Below are 17304 nucleotides of genomic sequence, written 5' to 3' on the forward strand. Positions count from 1 at the left end.
GCCCGCCCCCCCCGCGCGACGGCGTTCCCGCCGCTACGAGCGGTGGCAGATGTACGCCAGCGTGCCCAGCAGCAGCCGCGCCTGCGGCGGCGCCCCCGCCGTGTCCAGCACCGGCGGACGCAGCCATCGGACGGGTCCGAGACCGCCCTCGTCGGACGGCGGCGCCGTGATGTGACAGCCGGAACCCAGTGCCCGCAGATCCAGATCCGCGTCGTCCCAACCCATCCGGTACAGCAGCCGCGGAAGCCCGGCGGCCGCGCCCGGCGCCACGAAGAACTGCGCCCGTCCGGACGGCGTCACGGCCACCGGGCCCAGCGGCAGCCCCATCCGCTCCAGCCGCACCAGCGCCCGGCGTCCGGGCTGCTCGGCGACATCGAGAACGTCGAAGGTGCGCCCCACCGGCAGCAGCATCGAGGCGCCCGGCACCTCCGCCCACGCGCGCGCCGCGGCGTCCAGCGTGGCGCCGGCCGGCACCTCGTCGGCGAAGTCCAGCGGATGGGCGCCAGGGGCGGCGCAGGCGGTGTCCCCGCAGGAACAGCTGCCGCCCGCGGCCCTGGCCCCCGGCGCGACGGCCCAGCCCCACAGCCCTGTGTACTCGGCCACCGCGGTGCACTCGGCCGTACGGCCGCGCCGCCGTGAGCCGGATCGCATCTCTCGGATGCCGCCGATAGTGAAGCCCATGCCCCCTCCAACGGGTCCGGCTCGCCGGTGGTTACGACGCGGAGCGTTGCCGTGACACTCCGTCGCCCGCCGATCCGGCAGCGCACGGGTGCGCCCGAGGTCGCGCGACAGGTTCCACGCGCCCCCGTGGGCACTGCTGCGCCCGTTGCTGATCGCCGTCTGTCAAGTGAATCGCGCCCGGCGCCCGGCGCGTTCATCCGAAGGGGTGGCGAATGGTGGCGTTTCTGTAATCACCCTCGCCGAGGGGGTGATCGTAGGATTACCGTCGGTACACGAACCGTGGAAGTATGTGCGCCTGTGGGTATGCCGGAGGCAACCCGATTTCCAGTTCGATGGTGCGCAACCTCCGTACGGACGGCTTCGGTTCACGGCATTCTGATATTGGTTCGCGCGACAGTATTCAGCGGGATGGGGGCGTTCCAGTGAGTGGCAGCGGCGCAGGCGATTCGAATGCCGGTAAGCGCCCCAATGGGCAATTGGGATCATGGTTCGTGCGCAGTGGCTGGTCGAAGGGTGAGCTGGCCCGGCAGGTGAACCGCAGGGCGCGGCAGATGGGTGCCCACCACATCAGCACCGACACCTCCCGGGTGCGGCGCTGGCTCGACGGCGAACAGCCGCGTGAACCGATCCCGCGCATCCTCTCGGAGCTCTTCTCCGAGCGCTTCGGTGCCGTCGTCGCCGTCGAGGACCTCGGTCTGCGCTCCGCCCACCAGTCACCGTCGGTGTCCGGCGTCGACCTGCCCTGGGCCGGTCCGCAGACCGTCGCCCTGCTCAGCGAGTTCTCCCGCAGCGACCTGATGCTCGCCCGTCGCGGCTTCCTCGGCACCTCGCTCGCCCTGGCCGCGGGCCCGGCGCTCATCGAACCCATGCAGCGCTGGCTGGTGCCGGTCGCCGCCGTCCCTGCGGAGCCGGAGTCGCCCGCCGCCGCCCGGCGCCCCTCCCGGCTCTCCGGCCCCGAGCTCGACCTGCTGGAGTCCACCACCGTGATGTTCCGGCAGTGGGACGCGCAGTGCGGCGGGGGACTGCGCCGCAAGGCCGTCGTGGGCCAACTCCACGAGGTCACCGACCTGCTGCAGGAGCCGCAGCCGGAGGCCACCGCCAAGCGGCTCTTCCGGTGCGCGGCCGAACTCGCCGAACTGGCGGGCTGGATGAGTTACGACGTCGGCCTCCAGCCCACGGCCCAGAAGTACTTCGTCCTCGCGCTGCACGCCGCCAAGGAGGCGGGCGACAAGCCGCTGGGCAGTTACGTCCTGTCCAGCATGAGCCGCCAGATGATCCATCTCGGACGGCCCGACGACGCCCTCGAACTCATCCATCTCGCCCAGTACGGCAGCCGGGACTGCGCCACCCCGCGCACCCAGGCCATGCTGTATGCGATGGAGGCCCGCGCGTACGCCAACATGGGCCAGCCCAGCAAGTGCAAGCGAGCCGTCCGGATGGCCGAGGACACCTTCCTCGACGCCGGGATCGACGGCGAGCCCGAGCCCGACTGGATCCGCTTCTTCTCCGAGGCCGAGCTCAACGGCGAGAACTCGCATTCGTACCGTGACCTCGCCTATGTCGCCGGCCGCAGCCCCACGTACGCCTCACTCGCCGAGCCCGTCATGGAGAAGGCCGTCGATCTCTTCGGCGAGGACGACGAGCACCAGCGGTCGTATGCGCTGAATCTGATCGGCCTCGCCACCGTCCACCTCCTCAAGCGCGAACCCGAGCAGTCCACGGTGCTGGCCGGGAGAGCCCTGCGAGTCGCCAAGAAGGTCCGTTCCGAACGCGTCAACACCCGGCTGCGGAAGACCGTCGACACCGCGGCCAGGGATTTCGGCGACATCGCCGAGGTCGCCGAGCTCACCGATCTGCTCACGGAGCAGCTGCCCGAGACCGCAGAGGCGGTCTGACCGGGCACCCCTCACCCCGGCCACGACGGCCACCCCGCACAGACCGACTTCGGCTCCCCCTTGCCAGGTCAGCGGGTGGTCGGCGTGGCCGGTTCGCGTTCCCGTGCCCGTACTGCACAGTCGTAACCGCACCGTATGCGGCCACGGCCGCTGAGTGGGCCCGGCCCCGGACACGCCACTGTCGATTCATGGCGACGTAACACGCCACACCTCTTCGTCACTGCGGCGAAACACCGTGCGGCATCGGCGGAAACCGCGCTGGGCGAATCTCATGGCGCATAACCGGCCCGCACCTTTTCCCAGTGGTCCCGCACGTGGTCCCTCAGGTTCACCCGCACGCGGCCGCACCGACGACGAGGAGACGCCGATGCCCCCAGGCATCACGACGCTCGCAGCAGACGCCCCGACGCTGTCTGCCGCCAACACCGGGTTCATGCTCATCTGCTCGGCCCTGGTGATGATCATGACCCCGGGTCTGGCCTTCTTCTACGGAGGCATGGTCCGCGTCAAGAGCACCCTCAACATGCTGATGATGAGCTTCATCAGCCTCGGGATCGTCACGATCCTGTGGGTGCTGTACGGATTCAGTCTCGCCTTCGGCACCGACATCGGCTCGTTCATCGGCTGGAGCTCGGACTTCGCCGGCCTCAGCGGAATCGGCATCACCCAGCTCTGGGACGGCTACACCATCCCGGTCTACGTCTTCGCCGTCTTCCAGCTGATGTTCGCCATCATCACCCCGGCCCTGATCAGCGGCGCGCTCGCCGACCGCGTCAAGTTCACCTCCTGGGCCCTCTTCATCACCCTGTGGGTGACCGTCGTCTACTTCCCGGTCGCGCACTGGGTCTGGGGCGCCGGCGGCTGGCTCTTCGAGCTCGGCGTGATCGACTTCGCCGGTGGTACGGCCGTCCACATCAACGCCGGTGCGGCAGCCCTCGGCGTGATCCTCGTCATCGGCAAGCGGGTCGGCTTCAAGAGGGACCCGATGCGGCCGCACAGCCTGCCGCTCGTCATGCTCGGCGCCGGTCTGCTGTGGTTCGGCTGGTTCGGGTTCAACGCCGGCTCGTGGCTCGGCAACGACGACGGTGTCGGCGCGGTCATGTTCGTCAACACGCAGGTCGCCACCGCCGCCGCGATGCTCGCCTGGCTCGGATACGAGAAGCTCCGCCACGGCTCCTTCACCACGCTCGGCGCCGCCTCCGGCGCGGTCGCCGGACTCGTCGCCATCACCCCGTCCGGCGGTGCGATCAGCCCGCTCGGCGCCATCGCCGTCGGAGTGATCGCCGGTGTGCTCTGTGCCATGGCGGTGGGCCTGAAGTACAAGTTCGGCTACGACGACTCCCTGGACGTCGTCGGTGTCCACCTCGTCGGCGGTGTCATCGGCTCCCTCCTCATCGGTCTCTTCGCCACCGGCGGCGTACAGTCCGACGCCAAGGGGCTCTTCTACGGCGGTGGCCTCGACCAGCTCGGCAAGCAGGCCGTCGGTGTCTTCGCGGTCCTCGCCTACTCCCTGGTCGTCTCCGCGGTCCTCGCCTTCCTGCTCGACAGGACGATCGGTATGCGGGTCGACGAGGACGACGAGATCTCCGGCATCGACCAGGTCGAACACGCCGAGAGCGCGTACGACTTCAGCGGTGCGGGCGGCGGTACGGTCGCCCGCACCACGGGACCGGCATCGGAGACGGCAGCAGCGCAGACCAAGAAGGTGGACGCATGAAGCTCATCACGGCAGTCGTGAAGCCGCACCGGCTCGACGAGATCAAGGAGGCCCTCCAGGCCTTCGGCGTCCAGGGTCTCACCGTCACGGAGGCCAGCGGGTACGGGCGCCAGCGCGGCCACACGGAGGTCTACCGGGGCGCCGAGTACACCGTCGACCTGGTTCCGAAGATCCGCATCGAGGTCCTCGTCGAGGACGAGGACGCCGAACAGCTCATCGACGTCGTCGTGAAGGCCGCCCGAACCGGCAAGATCGGGGACGGCAAGGTATGGAGCGTCCCGGTCGAAACCGCCATCCGCGTACGGACCGGCGAACGCGGTCCGGACGCTCTCTGACCGACGGTCCGCATACGGAAGGGCAACTGGGTGACGAGCATCGAAGTGACCACCGAATCCGAAGACTCGGGACCCAGCGGCTACGCGGCGGCCCGGCTGCGCCTCCTCCAGGAGAAGGCGCAGTCCGGGCCGCCGCGCCGTGCGGCCCTCGCCTCCCTCACCGACTCCTGGCTGACCTCGCTCTTCGCCACCGCCGCCGAGCAGACCGGGGTCCGCGGCGCCGCCCTCGTCGCCGTCGGCGGATACGGACGCGGCGAACTCTCCCCGCGCAGCGACCTCGATCTCGTGCTGCTGCACGACGGCAGTGCCGACGCCGGAGCCCTCGCCTCCCTCGCCGACCGGATCTGGTACCCCGTCTGGGACCTCGGCCTCGCCCTCGACCACTCCGTGCGCACCCCCGGCGAAGCCCGCAAAGCCGCCGGTGAGGACCTGAAGGTGCAGCTCGGACTGCTGGACGCCCGGCCCGTCGCAGGCGATGTCGGCCTGGTCGCCGCCATGCGCACCGTGATCCTCGCCGACTGGCGCAACCAGGCACCCGAACGCCTCCCCGCGCTCGACGAGCTCTGCCGCGAGCGCGCCGAACGACAGGGCGAACTCCAGTTCCTGCTCGAACCCGACCTGAAGGAGGCCCGCGGCGGACTGCGCGACGCCACCGCCCTGCGTGCCGTCGCCGCCTCCTGGGTCGCCGACGCCCCCCGCGAGGGCCTCGCCGAGGCCCGCCGCGTCCTGCTCGACGCCCGTGACGCGCTCCACCTGACCACCGGCCGCGCCACCGACCGTCTCGCCCTCCAGGAGCAGGACCAGGTCGCCGCCGCCCTCGGGCTCCTCGACGCCGACGCGCTGCTGCGCCAGGTGTACGAGGCCGCGCGCACCGTCTCGTACGCCACCGACGTCACCTGGCGCGAGGTCAACCGCGTGCTGCGCGCCCGGTCCGTGCGGCCCCGGCTGCGCGCCATGCTCGGCGGCGGCAGGACCACCGTCCCGGACCGCACCCCGCTGGCCGAAGGCGTCGTCGAGGCCGACGGCGAGGTCGTACTCGCCCGCACCGCCCGCCCCGAACGCGATCCCGTGCTCGTGCTGCGCGCCGCTGCCGCGGCCGCCCAGTCCGAACTGCCGCTCTCCCGCCATCTGGCCCGCCACCTCGCGACCGCCGGCCGCCCGCTGCCGGTGCCCTGGCCCGCCGAGGCCCGGGAGGAACTCGTCACCCTGCTCGGCGCGGGCGAGGCCACCGTCCCCGTCTGGGAAGCCCTCGAAGCGGAAGGGCTGATCACCCGCCTGCTGCCCGACTGGGAACGCGTCCACTGCCGCCCGCAGCGCAACCCCGTCCACACCTGGACGGTCGACCGCCACCTCGTCGAGGCGGCCGTCCGTGCCTCCTCGCTCACCCGCCGCGTCGGCCGCCCCGACCTGCTCCTCGTCGCCGCGCTGCTCCATGACATCGGCAAGGGCTGGCCCGGCGACCACTCCGTCGCCGGCGAGGTCATCGCCCGTGACATGGCCGCCCGGATCGGTTTCGACCAGCACGACGTGGGTGTGGTCGCCACCCTCGTACGCCACCATCTGCTGCTCGTCGAGACCGCCACCCGCCGTGACCTCGACGACCCGGCGACCGTCCGTTCCGTCGCCACCGCCGTCGGAACCGCCTCCACGCTGGAGCTCCTGCACGCGCTCACCGAGGCGGACGCGCTCGCCACCGGGCCCGCCGCCTGGTCCACCTGGCGTGCCTCCCTCGTCGCCGATCTCGTCCAGCGCGTCGCCGCGGTGCTGGCCGGCGAGGCGCCCGACGATCCGGAACCCGACGCCCCCAGCGCCGAACAGGAACGGCTCGCCATCGAGGCCCTGCGTACCGGCGAACCCGTCCTCGCCCTGCACGCCCAGCCCGAGCCCGCGGACGAGGCCGGCGCACCGGAACCCGTCGGCGTCGAACTCCTCATCGCCCTCCCCGACCGCCCCGGCGTCCTGCCCGCGGCGGCCGGGGTGCTCGCCCTGCACCGCCTCACCGTCCGCGCCGCCGACCTGCGCGCCATCGAGCTCCCCACCGAGCTCGGCGAGTGCGTAGACATGCTGCTGCTCAGCTGGCGGGTGGCGGCCGAGTACGGCTCACTCCCGCAGGCCGCCCGGCTCCGCGCCGACCTCGTACGGGCCCTGGACGGCTCCCTCGACATCCGGGCCCGGCTCGCCGAACGCGAAGCCGCCTACCCGCGGCGGCGCGGGGTGAAGGCCCCGCCGCCACGCGTGACCGTCGCGGCTGCGGGCTCACGGCTGGCGACGGTGATCGAGGTCCGTGCCCAGGACGCACCAGGGCTGCTGCACCGGATCGGGTGGGCGCTGGAGCAGAGCGGGGTACGGGTACGCAGCGCCCATGTCTCGACGCTCGGGGCGAACGCGGTGGACGCGTTCTATGTCACGGGCCCGGACGGCGAACCGCTCTCGGAGGCCCGGGCCGCGGAGATGGCCCGGGACGTGGAGAAGGCGCTCGGCTGAGTGCGGCGCCGGTCACAGGACCGCGTTGAGCAGGCCGTTTCCTCCCCGTGCGGGCGGGACGTGCCGTTCGAGGCGGGTCGGTCCGTGAGCGGGTTCCCGCGTCCTGCGCGCATGCGGGCCGGGACCTCGCGCACGGTGCTCCCCGGCCTTCGCGCAGGGTGATGAGGGGCGAGGGCTTCTGGTCGGGCCGGGTCCGGATACCCTGGAGGACGACCGACCTGCCCCCGCCCCCGACCTTGAGGACCGACGAGAGCCGTGTTCGATACTCTTTCCGACCGCTTGGCGAGCACCTTCAAGAACCTCCGGGGCAAGGGCCGCTTGTCCGAGGCGGACATCGACGCCACGGCTCGCGAGATCCGTATCGCCCTGCTCGAAGCCGATGTCGCGCTGCCCGTGGTCCGCGCCTTCATCGGCAACGTCAAGGAGCGGGCGCGCGGCGTCGAGGTCTCCCAGGCGCTGAACCCCGCCCAGCAGGTCGTCAAGATCGTCAACGAGGAGCTCGTCTCCATCCTCGGCGGCGAGACCCGGCGGCTGCGGTTCGCCAAGAACCCGCCCACCGTGATCATGCTCGCCGGTCTCCAGGGTGCCGGTAAGACCACCCTCGCCGGAAAGCTCGGCCTCTGGCTCAAGAGCCAGGGCCACTCCCCGCTGCTCGTCGCCTGTGACCTCCAGCGCCCCAACGCCGTCAACCAGCTGAGTGTTGTCGCCGAGCGCGCGGGTGTCGCGGTGTACGCCCCGCAGCCGGGCAACGGCGTCGGTGACCCGGTCCAGGTCGCCAAGGACTCCGTCGAGCACGCCCGTGCCAAGCAGTACGACGTGGTCGTCGTCGACACCGCGGGCCGCCTCGGCATCGACCAGGAGCTGATGCAGCAGGCCGCGGACATCCGCGACGCCGTCAGCCCCGACGAGATCCTCTTCGTCGTCGACGCGATGATCGGCCAGGACGCGGTCAACACCGCCGAGGCCTTCCGCGACGGCGTCGGCTTCGACGGCGTGGTGCTCTCCAAGCTCGACGGTGATGCCCGCGGTGGTGCGGCCCTGTCGATCGCCCACGTCACGGGCAAGCAGATCATGTTCGCGTCGAACGGTGAGAAGCTCGACGAGTTCGACGCCTTCCACCCCGACCGCATGGCGTCCCGCATCCTCGACATGGGTGACCTGCTCACCCTGATCGAGCAGGCGGAGAAGACCTTCAGCCAGGAAGAGGCCGCCAAAATGGCCTCCAAGCTGGCGTCCAGCAAGGGCAAGGACTTCACGCTCGACGACTTCCTGGCGCAGATGGAGCAGGTCAGGAAGATGGGCTCCATCTCCAAGCTGCTCGGCATGCTGCCCGGCATGGGGCAGATCAAGGACCAGATCAACAACATCGACGAGCGGGACGTGGACCGTACCGCCGCGATCATCAAGTCGATGACGCCGCACGAGCGCCAGGAACCGACGATCATCAACGGCTCGCGCCGTGCCCGTATCGCCAAGGGTTCCGGTGTCGAGGTGTCCGCCGTGAAGAACCTCGTGGAGCGGTTCTTCGAGGCGCGCAAGATGATGTCGAAGATGGCGCAGGGCGGTGGCATGCCGGGGATGCCCGGTATCCCCGGCATGGGTGGCGGCGCCGGCCGGCAGAAGAAGCAGGTCAAGCAGGCCAAGGGCAAGCGCAAGAGCGGTAACCCGATGAAGCGCAAGGCCGAGGAGCAGGCCGCGGCCGCCCGTCGCGAGCAGGCGGCGGCGCAGGGCGGCGCGTTCGGCCTCCCGGCCGGACAGGACGACCAGAACTTCGAGCTGCCGGACGCCTTCAAGAAGTTCACGGGCTGACACGCACTCCGCCCGCACGGGCACCGGGCAAGGGGCACTCGCCATGGGCGGGTGCCCCTTGTGCGTGCCGCCGGATGTGTCTGCCTCTCCCATGCCCCTGTCCGTGTGCCGGCGTCCCCCCACGGGCCCAGCGGACGGCCTCCCCGAGGGCTTTGGTCGTATTTCTCCTTTAATGTCGCCACAAAGGCTGTCGGCAGAGGAGTGCGCGTGACCAATTCCGTACCGCCGCGCGACCGGACCGACCAGCCCTGGCGTTCCGAGGGCGCCCCACCGCCGACCCCGCCGGGCCGGAAGATGCCGGGCGGCTGGGGCGGGCTGCTGCTGACCGCACTGGCGGTCTATCTGATCGCCAACCTGGTCCTGTCGTTCTTCAACGGCAGGAACGAGCCGACCATCGCGTACACGGAGTTCAGCAAACAGGTCACCGCGGGCAACGTCTCCAAGATCTACTCCAAGGGCGACGCCATCCAGGGGCAGCTCAGGAAGGAGGCGAAGGTCCCAGGCAGCGACGACACCTACACGAAGTTCGTCACCCAGCGGCCCGCCTTCGCCGACGACAACCTCTGGGCCGAGCTGATCAAGGACGATGTCACCGTCACCGCGGAGCCGGTGGTCAAGGAGCGCAGTTTCCTCTCGAACCTGCTGATCTCGCTGGCGCCGATGCTGCTGCTCGTCGTGCTCTGGGTGGTCGTCGCCAGACGGATGTCCCGTGGCATGGGCGGCGGGATGGGCGGCTTCGGGCGCAAGGCCCCGCCCCGGCCGGTCGAGCTGGAGGGGAGCCGGCGCACCACCTTCCAGGACGTGGCCGGAATCGACGAGGTCGAAGGCGAGCTCAACGACGTCGTGGACTTCCTGAAGAACCCGGACGCGTACCGGAAGATGGGCGCCCGGATGCCCGGGGGAGTGCTGCTCGCCGGTCTTCCCGGCACCGGCAAGACACTCCTGGCCCGCGCCGTCGCGGGCGAGGCGGGCGTGCCGTTCTTCTCCGCCTCGGCCTCCGAGTTCATCGAGATGATCGTCGGCGTCGGCGCGGGGCGGGTGCGCGAACTCTTCGCCGAGGCCCGCAAGGTCGCCCCCGCCATCGTCTTCATCGACGAGATCGACACCATCGGCCGGGCCCGCGGCGGTGGCTCCGGCATGGGCGGCCACGACGAGCGTGAGCAGACGCTGAACCAGATCCTCACCGAGATGGACGGTTTCTCGGGGTCGGAAGGGGTCATCGTCCTCGCCGCGACCAACCGGGCCGACGTCCTCGACCCGGCGCTCACCCGGCCCGGCCGCTTCGACCGGATCGTCCAGGTCAGCCCGCCCGACCGGAGCGGACGGGAGGCCATCTTGAAGATCCACACCCGGCAGATCCCGCTCTCCGCGGACGTGAACCTCGGCCAGGTGGCCCGGACGACCCCCGGCATGACCGGTGCCGACCTCGCCAACCTCGCCAACGAAGCCGCGCTGCTCGCCGTCAAGCGCGGGCAGTCCGAGGTCGGCCGCGCCGAGCTGTCGGACGCCCTGGAGAAGGTCCAACTCGGCGCCGAACGGCCGCTCGTCATGCCGGAGGAGGAACGCCGCAGGACCGCGTACCACGAGAGCGGCCACGCGCTGCTCGGTATGGTCCAGCCGGGCGCCGACCCGGTGCGCAAGGTGACCATCGTGCCGCGCGGCAGAGCCCTCGGCGTCACCCTCTCGACGCCGGACGCCGACAAGTACGCGTACACCGAGGAGTACCTGCGCGGCCGCATCATCGGAGCCCTCGGCGGCATGGCAGCCGAAGAGCTCGTCTACGGGGTGGTCACCACCGGCTCGGAGAGCGACCTGGAACAGGTCACCGGTCTGGCGCGTGGAATGGTCGGACGCTGGGGGATGAGCAGCAAGGTCGGCAGGCTGACGGCGATCCCGGGCGACGCCCAGCAGGCGTACGGGCTGTCGGCTGCGCCGGCCACGCTGGACGCGGTGGACGACGAGATGCGGCGCATCGTCGACGAGTGCTACATCGAGGCGCAGCGGCTGCTGCGCGAGCACCGGGAGAAACTGGACGCGCTCGCCTCGGCGCTGCTGCGCAACGAGACGCTGGACGAGGAGGCGGCCTACCGCGCGGCCGGCATCGCGCGCCTGGCCAAGGAGGACCGCCCCCACTGAGGCGTACCGGACTCAGGAAGAGGTGCAGACGAGATAGCGGAAGACATTCGGCATCCACACCGTGCCGTCCTGGCGCTGGTGCGGGTGGAGTGCCTCCGCGACCTCCTTCTCCACCTGGGAGTGGTCGGTCGCCCGTACCGCGGCATCGAACAGCCGGGTCGACAGCAGCCCGCGCACCGCACTGTCCAGGTCCGCGTATCCGAACGGGCACGCCACCCGACCCGAGCCGTTCGGATGGAGCCCCGCCCGGAACGCGACGTCCTCCAGATCGTCCCGGCACGCCGGACGCCAGCCACCCGCGCGGGGCGCTCGCGCCCCGTCGGCGAGCCTGGTCGCCACCCGCAGCACCGCCGCCGTGGCGCACCGCTCGGGCGGACCCCACCCGGCCAGCACCACCGAGCTGCCCCGGGTGACCAGCGGCAGGGCCGACTCCAGGGCGGGCATCACACCCTCGGAATCACCCGCCGAACAGCCGATCGGGGTGAACGCGGTGAGCAGGTTGTACGGTTCGCCGTCGGCCGGCGCGGCCGCTGCCGGATCACCCGCGACGAGCCGGGGAGGTCCGCCCGGGGTGTCCGGGCCCCCGTCCCGCCCCGCATCGGGAAGCAGCCGTTCACGGGCCAGGGCAAGTCGTTCACCGTCGGTGTCCACGCCGGTGACGTGCGCCCCGCGGGCGGCCGCGATCAGCAGCGCGAGTCCGGAGCCGCAGCCGAGCGAGAGCATCCGCGTACCGGCTCCGACTTCGAGCCGGCCGTACACCGCTTCGTACAGCGGCGCGAGCATCCGCTCCTGGATCTCGGCCCAGTCGCGTGCACGGGCTCCGGGGTCCACGGTGGCGGACCCGTCCGCCTGCCTGTGGTGCCGGACGAGCGTTGGTGTCATGGAATCGCCCCAATCCGCCGAGAGGTCGGTCATGCCCGAGTGGTGGACGGCCCCGTCTGTGTGCGCGCCCGCACTCCCCCCTATGTCAGGGAACTGCGCATCCGCGGCCGCGTCCAGAGGGCGGAGGGCAACGGTTGCGCGCCACGGGCGTACGCCCCCGAAGGCCGGCCACCGGGACGGGCCACGTGACTCCGCACAAAAGGTGTCGTCACGGTGGGTGTCCTCGCCACTACGATGCGCGCCATGGCAAAGGCACCCGTTCTCACACCCCAGGCCGAGGACTTTCCTCGCTGGTACCAGGATCTGATCAACAAGGCCGAGCTCGCGGACAACGGTCCGGTGCGCGGCACCATGGTCATCCGACCGTACGGATACGGCCTGTGGGAACGGATGCAGCAGGAGATGGATATCCGCATCAAGGCTGCGGGTGCCCGGAACGCCTACTTCCCGCTCTTCATCCCCCAGTCTTACCTGACACGCGAAGCCGAGCACGTCGAGGGCTTCGCGCCGGAGCTCGCCATCGTCACGCACGGCGGTGGCAAGGAGCTCGAAGAGCCCGTGGTGGTGCGGCCGACGTCCGAAACGATCATCAACGAGTATTTCTCGAAATGGGTCCAGAGCTACCGGGATCTGCCCCTGCTCATCAACCAGTGGGCGAACGTCGTCCGCTGGGAGATGCGCCCGCGGATCTTTCTGCGTACGACGGAATTCCTCTGGCAGGAGGGCCACACGGCCCACGCCACCTACGAGGAGGCGCGCGAGTACGCCGCGTACATCCACCGGGACGTCTACGCGGACTTCATGACCCAGGTCCTCGCCATCGATGTGGTGCTCGGCCGGAAGACGCCGCGCGAGCGGTTCGCGGGCGCCGTCAACACCCTCACCCTCGAATCGATGATGGGCGACGGCAAGGCCCTGCAGATGGGCACCAGTCACGAGCTGGGCACCAACTTCGCCAAGGCCTTCCACACCCGGTACCTGTCCGCGGAAGGGAAGCAGGAGCTGGTCTGGCAGACCTCGTGGGGCTCCTCGACCCGGATGGTCGGCGGCCTGATCATGTCGCACGGCGACGACCGGGGGCTCCGCGTCCCGCCGCGGCTGGCGGCCGTCCAGGTGGTCGTCCTCGCGATCAAGGAGGACGACCAGGTGCTGGCGGCGGTCCGTGGGATCGGCGGCCGGCTGCGCGAGGCCGGGATCAGGGTCGAGGTCGACGACCGCACCGACACCCCGTTCGGCCGCCGCGCGGTCGACTGGGAGCTCAAGGGCGTGCCCGTACGGATCGAGCTCGGTCCGCGCGACGTGGAGAACGGCACGGCGATGCTGGTCCGCCGCGTCCCCGGCGGCAAGGAGCCGGTCGCGATCGAGGCGCTCGCGGCTCTCGTCCCGGCGGTCCTGGAGGAGGACCAGGCGGCCCTGCTGCGTGAGTCGCGGGCCCGACGCGAGTCCCGCACCAGCGAGGTGTCCACGGTGGCGGAGGCGGCGGAGGCGGCGGCAGCCGGCGGCTGGGCCCGCATTCCGTGGGACGTACTCGGCCCGGAGGGCGAGGCCCGGCTCGCCGATCACGGCGCGTCGGTACGGTGCCTGGTCGGCGAGGACGGGGCGGTGCCGGCGTCGGACGACGCCCCGGGTACTGTCGCCGTGGTGGCCCGCGCCTACTGACGCCCCTGGGGTTCCCGGTCCGCCGGAACCCCGGTGTGCAGGCTCCGTCTACGCGCCGGGACGTAGGCGGCGCTACGTACCACCTTGGTGGGAGCTGTGAACCTTCTCCGCAGATCTGCGCACCCGCCCTCGTCAGGACGCATCAACGGCAACTGACTGGTACGTGCAAATTATTTGGGATGGCCCGGAATAGGAACACCAGGGCACTCGCGCTCGTTGTCACGACGTGAGCACGACACCACCTGTACTTGCCGCAGAGCTGGCACAGGCGTGGGCCGACATTCAGCGGTACCACCCCGAGCTGCCGGATCTTGCCGCGCCAGAGTCCCTGATCGGAGAGTCCTCGTCCGCCTGCGGCGCGGAGCTCTCCTTCGAGCGACTGCTGCATGAGGCAGTCCATGGAATCGCCGCCGCACGAGGTGTCCGCGACACCTCGCGCGCCGGCCGCTACCACAACCGCAGATTCCTCGCGATCGCCGAGGAGCTGGGCCTCGATCATGCCGAGGAGCCCCACCCCAGCAGCGGCTTCTCGCTGGTCACGCTCAACCCCGAGGCCAAGCGCCGGTACCGCCCGACGATCGAGCGGCTGCAGCGCGCCCTGAAGGCGCACACGGTCGCCACCGCCGCCGACACCAAGCGCTCCTTCCGCGGGCCGGCCGCCCGGCACGGCTCCTCCGGAGGGGGCGTGCGGGTCAAGGCCGTCTGCGACTGCGGACGCAACGTCCGGGTCGTTCCCTCGGTCCTCGCCCAGGCGCCGATCGTCTGCGGGGGCTGCGGGAAGCCGTTCCGTATCCCGGAAGCAGCGGTCGCGGTGGGGTGACCCGATGTGGTGTGGCACAATGGCTAGCTGTACTCGACAGTCGCATAGGACCCCTCTCTCCTCCGGCTGACGCGTCCATCGGGCACCCGAGTACCGCAACCCCACGTGGCATCTTCGTTGTGCCCAACCACGTCATAGACCAGGAGACACCACTTCCGTGGCAGTCAAGATCAAGCTGAAGCGTCTGGGCAAGATCCGTTCGCCTCACTACCGCATCGTCGTCGCCGACTCCCGTACCCGCCGTGACGGCCGGGCCATCGAGGAGATCGGTCTGTACCACCCGGTGCAGAACCCCTCGCGCATCGAGGTCAACTCGGAGCGTGCGCAGTACTGGCTGTCCGTCGGCGCCCAGCCGACCGAGCCGGTTCTCGCGATCCTGAAGCTCACCGGTGACTGGCAGGCCCACAAGGGTCTCCCGGCCCCCGCGCCGCTGCTGCAGCCGGAGCCCAAGGCTGACAAGCGCGCCCTGTTCGAGGCCCTGGCCAAGGACACCGGCGAGGAGTCCAAGGGCGAGGCCATCACGCAGAAGGCGAAGAAGTCCGACAAGAAGGCTGACGAGGCTGCTGACGCCGCGCCGGCCGAGTCGACCGAGGCCTGAGCATGCTCGAGGAGGCTCTCGAGCACCTCGTGAAGGGCATCGTCGACAACCCCGACGATGTGCAGGTCGCCTCGCGCGACCTGCGCCGTGGGCGTGTGCTCGAGGTCCGGGTCCATCCCGATGACCTCGGCAAGGTGATCGGCCGCAACGGCCGCACCGCACGTGCGCTGCGAACCGTCGTGGGCGCCATCGGTGGCCGTGGCATCCGCGTCGACCTCGTCGATGTGGATCAGGTTCGCTGACAGAGTTGAACACCGGCACGGGCCGGGGAGGGCCATGCGCCCGCCCCGGCCCGTCGTCGTATGACAGGAGAGACACAAGGTGCAGCTGGTAGTTGCGCGGATCGGCCGCGCCCACGGCATCAAGGGTGAGGTCACCGTCGAGGTGCGCACGGACGAGCCGGAACTCAGGCTCGGCCCCGGGGCCGTACTGACCACCGACCCGTCCGCGGTCGGACCGCTGACGATCGAGACCGGCCGAGTGCACAGCGGCAGGCTGCTGCTGCGTTTCGAGGGCGTACGGGACCGCACGGCGGCCGAGGCGCTGCGGAACACCCTGCTGATCGCCGACGTCGACCCGGCGGAGCTCCCGGAGGACCCCGAGGAGTTCTACGACCACCAGCTCATCGACCTCGATGTGGTCCTCGCCGACGGCACCGAGATCGGTCGGATCACCGAGATCTCGCACCTGCCGTCCCAGGACCTCTTCATCGTGGAGCGCCCGGACGGCAGCGAGGTGATGATCCCGTTCGTCGAGGAGATCGTCACCGGGATCGATCTGGAGGAGCAGCGCGCGGTCATCACCCCGCCGCCCGGCCTGATCGACGACAGCCAGGCCGTGGTCGTCTCCTCACGGGACGAGGACGACTCCGAGCCGGGGAACGACGCCTGATGCGGCTCGACGTCGTCACGATCTTCCCCGAGTACCTCGAACCGCTGAACGTCTCGCTCGTCGGCAAGGCCCGCGCCCGCGGCCGCCTCGACGTGCACGTGCACGACCTGCGGGCCTGGACCCACGACCGGCACAACACGGTCGACGACACGCCGTACGGCGGCGGCCCCGGCATGGTCATGAAGACCGGGCCGTGGGGCGACGCCCTGGACGAGGCGCTGGCGGACGGGTACGAGGCGGGAGCGCACTCGCCGGTGCTCGTGGTGCCCACCCCCAGCGGCCGTCCGTTCACCCAGGAACTCGCCGTCGAGCTCTCCGAGCGGCCGTGGCTGATCTTCACCCCGGCCCGTTACGAGGGCATCGACCGCCGGGTGATGGACGAGTACGCGACCCGGGTCCCGGTCGTCGAGGTCTCCATCGGCGACTACGTCCTGGCCGGCGGCGAGGCCGCCGTGCTGGTGATCACGGAGGCGGTGGCCCGGCTGCTGCCCGGCGTGCTCGGCAACGCCGAATCGCACCGCGACGACTCCTTCGCCCCCGGCGCCATGGCCAATCTGCTGGAGGGCCCGGTGTTCACCAAGCCGCCCGAGTGGCGCGGCAGGGGTATCCCGGACGTCCTGCTCAGCGGCCATCACGGGAAGATCGCCCGCTGGCGGCGGGACGAGGCGTTCCGCCGTACCGCGCTGAACCGGCCCGATCTCATCGAGCGCTGCGAGGCGAGCGTCTTCGACAAGAAGGACCGCGAGATCCTCTCCATCCTCGGCTGGTCGCCGGAGCCCGGTGGCCGATTTTGGCGCAGACCCGAAGCCGTGGAACAATAGGCCGCTGCTGTACGTCCGGTGTGCGCCCCTGCCACAGGGGGAACGACGCCCGCCCGACGCGATCAGCACCCCATTTCCTTACGATCTCCCGCCGATGACCTGTGGCATCGGCGAAGAAAGCAGACAACATGGCTTCCCTGCTCGATGGCGTCAACGCCGCCTCCCTGCGTACGGACGTTCCGGCGTTCCGTCCCGGTGACACCGTCAACGTCCACGTGCGAGTGATCGAGGGCAACCGCTCCCGTATCCAGCAGTTCAAGGGCGTAGTCGTCCGCCGCCAGGGCGCCGGTATCAGCGAGACCTTCACGGTCCGCAAGGTCTCCTTCAGCGTCGGCGTCGAGCGCACCTTCCCGGTGCACAGCCCGATCTTCGAGAAGATCGAGATCGTCACCCGCGGTGACGTCCGTCGCGCCAAGCTGTACTACCTCCGTGAGCTGCGCGGCAAGGCCGCGAAGATCAAGGAGAAGCGCGACCGCTGAGCTGACTCCCTGCTCCACGGCAAGGCCGGATAAACTCTGGCCCCGATGGACACGGACGCAAAGCACATGGAGCGCGACCGCTCCCCCGGACCCGCAC

15 protein-coding genes are annotated in these 17304 nt (G+C 70.6%); 13 read left to right on the forward strand and 2 right to left on the reverse strand.

Features of this window, described 5'->3' with window-relative positions; all coding sequences use genetic code 11:
• Positions 1–33: 33 nt before the first annotated feature.
• Complete coding sequence (locus ACFVXE_RS34060; protein WP_389677086.1) at positions 34–681, reverse strand: bifunctional DNA primase/polymerase; 648 nt, start codon at positions 679–681, stop codon at positions 34–36.
• 422 nt (positions 682–1103) lie between these two features.
• On the opposite strand from ACFVXE_RS34060, the gene ACFVXE_RS34065 reads away from it, so the two are divergent.
• The 6 genes from ACFVXE_RS34065 (at position 1104) to ftsH (ending at position 11057) form a co-directional block, all read left to right on the forward strand.
• Positions 1104–2576 carry a hypothetical protein gene (locus tag ACFVXE_RS34065; protein WP_389677087.1) on the forward strand — a complete coding sequence of 491 codons (1473 nt, stop codon included), beginning with the start codon at positions 1104–1106 and terminating at the stop codon, positions 2574–2576.
• Between the two features lie 367 nt (positions 2577–2943).
• Positions 2944–4293: an ammonium transporter gene (locus ACFVXE_RS34070; protein ID WP_389677088.1), complete on the forward strand. Its 1350-nt coding sequence runs from the start codon at positions 2944–2946 to the stop codon at positions 4291–4293.
• A complete protein-coding gene (locus ACFVXE_RS34075; protein ID WP_014048583.1) occupies positions 4290–4628 on the forward strand; it encodes a P-II family nitrogen regulator in 339 nt (112 codons plus the stop codon). The genes ACFVXE_RS34070 and ACFVXE_RS34075 overlap by 4 nt, the downstream gene beginning before the upstream one ends.
• A 30-nt stretch (positions 4629–4658) precedes the next feature.
• Positions 4659–7112 carry a [protein-PII] uridylyltransferase gene (locus tag ACFVXE_RS34080; protein WP_389677090.1) on the forward strand — a complete coding sequence of 818 codons (2454 nt, stop codon included), beginning with the start codon at positions 4659–4661 and terminating at the stop codon, positions 7110–7112.
• Between the two features lie 255 nt (positions 7113–7367).
• On the forward strand, positions 7368–8921 hold the full coding sequence (ffh, locus tag ACFVXE_RS34085) for a signal recognition particle protein (RefSeq protein WP_389677091.1): 1554 nt from the start codon (positions 7368–7370) through the stop codon (positions 8919–8921).
• A 207-nt stretch (positions 8922–9128) separates the two neighbouring features.
• On the forward strand, positions 9129–11057 hold the full coding sequence (gene ftsH, locus ACFVXE_RS34090) for an ATP-dependent zinc metalloprotease FtsH (RefSeq protein ID WP_389677093.1): 1929 nt from the start codon (positions 9129–9131) through the stop codon (positions 11055–11057).
• A 12-nt stretch (positions 11058–11069) separates the two neighbouring features.
• Here ftsH and ACFVXE_RS34095 read toward each other — a convergent pair whose 3' ends face one another.
• On the reverse strand, positions 11070–11939 hold the full coding sequence (locus ACFVXE_RS34095) for a methyltransferase domain-containing protein (protein ID WP_389677095.1): 870 nt from the start codon (positions 11937–11939) through the stop codon (positions 11070–11072).
• Positions 11940–12182: 243 nt separating this feature from the next.
• On the opposite strand from ACFVXE_RS34095, the gene proS reads away from it, so the two are divergent.
• The 7 genes from proS (at position 12183) to rplS (ending at position 17207) form a co-directional block, all read left to right on the forward strand.
• Positions 12183–13598 carry a proline--tRNA ligase gene (gene proS, locus ACFVXE_RS34100; RefSeq protein ID WP_389677097.1) on the forward strand — a complete coding sequence of 472 codons (1416 nt, stop codon included), beginning with the start codon at positions 12183–12185 and terminating at the stop codon, positions 13596–13598.
• A 226-nt stretch (positions 13599–13824) separates the two neighbouring features.
• A complete protein-coding gene (locus tag ACFVXE_RS34105) occupies positions 13825–14418 on the forward strand; it encodes a hypothetical protein (protein ID WP_030928573.1) in 594 nt (197 codons plus the stop codon).
• Positions 14419–14575: 157 nt separating this feature from the next.
• Positions 14576–15016, forward strand: a complete 441-nt coding sequence (gene rpsP, locus ACFVXE_RS34110) for a 30S ribosomal protein S16 (RefSeq protein WP_389677099.1) — start codon at positions 14576–14578, stop codon at positions 15014–15016.
• A gap of 2 nt (positions 15017–15018) precedes the next feature.
• On the forward strand, positions 15019–15258 hold the full coding sequence (locus ACFVXE_RS34115; protein WP_014153811.1) for an RNA-binding protein: 240 nt from the start codon (positions 15019–15021) through the stop codon (positions 15256–15258).
• 79 nt (positions 15259–15337) lie between these two features.
• Positions 15338–15907: a ribosome maturation factor RimM gene (gene rimM / locus ACFVXE_RS34120; RefSeq protein ID WP_389677101.1), complete on the forward strand. Its 570-nt coding sequence runs from the start codon at positions 15338–15340 to the stop codon at positions 15905–15907.
• On the forward strand, positions 15907–16728 hold the full coding sequence (gene trmD, locus ACFVXE_RS34125; protein ID WP_389677102.1) for a tRNA (guanosine(37)-N1)-methyltransferase TrmD: 822 nt from the start codon (positions 15907–15909) through the stop codon (positions 16726–16728). The genes rimM and trmD overlap by 1 nt, the downstream gene beginning before the upstream one ends.
• A 128-nt stretch (positions 16729–16856) precedes the next feature.
• A complete protein-coding gene (gene rplS, locus ACFVXE_RS34130; protein WP_389677103.1) occupies positions 16857–17207 on the forward strand; it encodes a 50S ribosomal protein L19 in 351 nt (116 codons plus the stop codon).
• Positions 17208–17304: the final 97 nt, after the last annotated feature.

It is taken from the genome of Streptomyces sp. NPDC058231, from assembly GCF_042882275.1.
GTDB lineage: Bacteria > Actinomycetota > Actinomycetes > Streptomycetales > Streptomycetaceae > Streptomyces.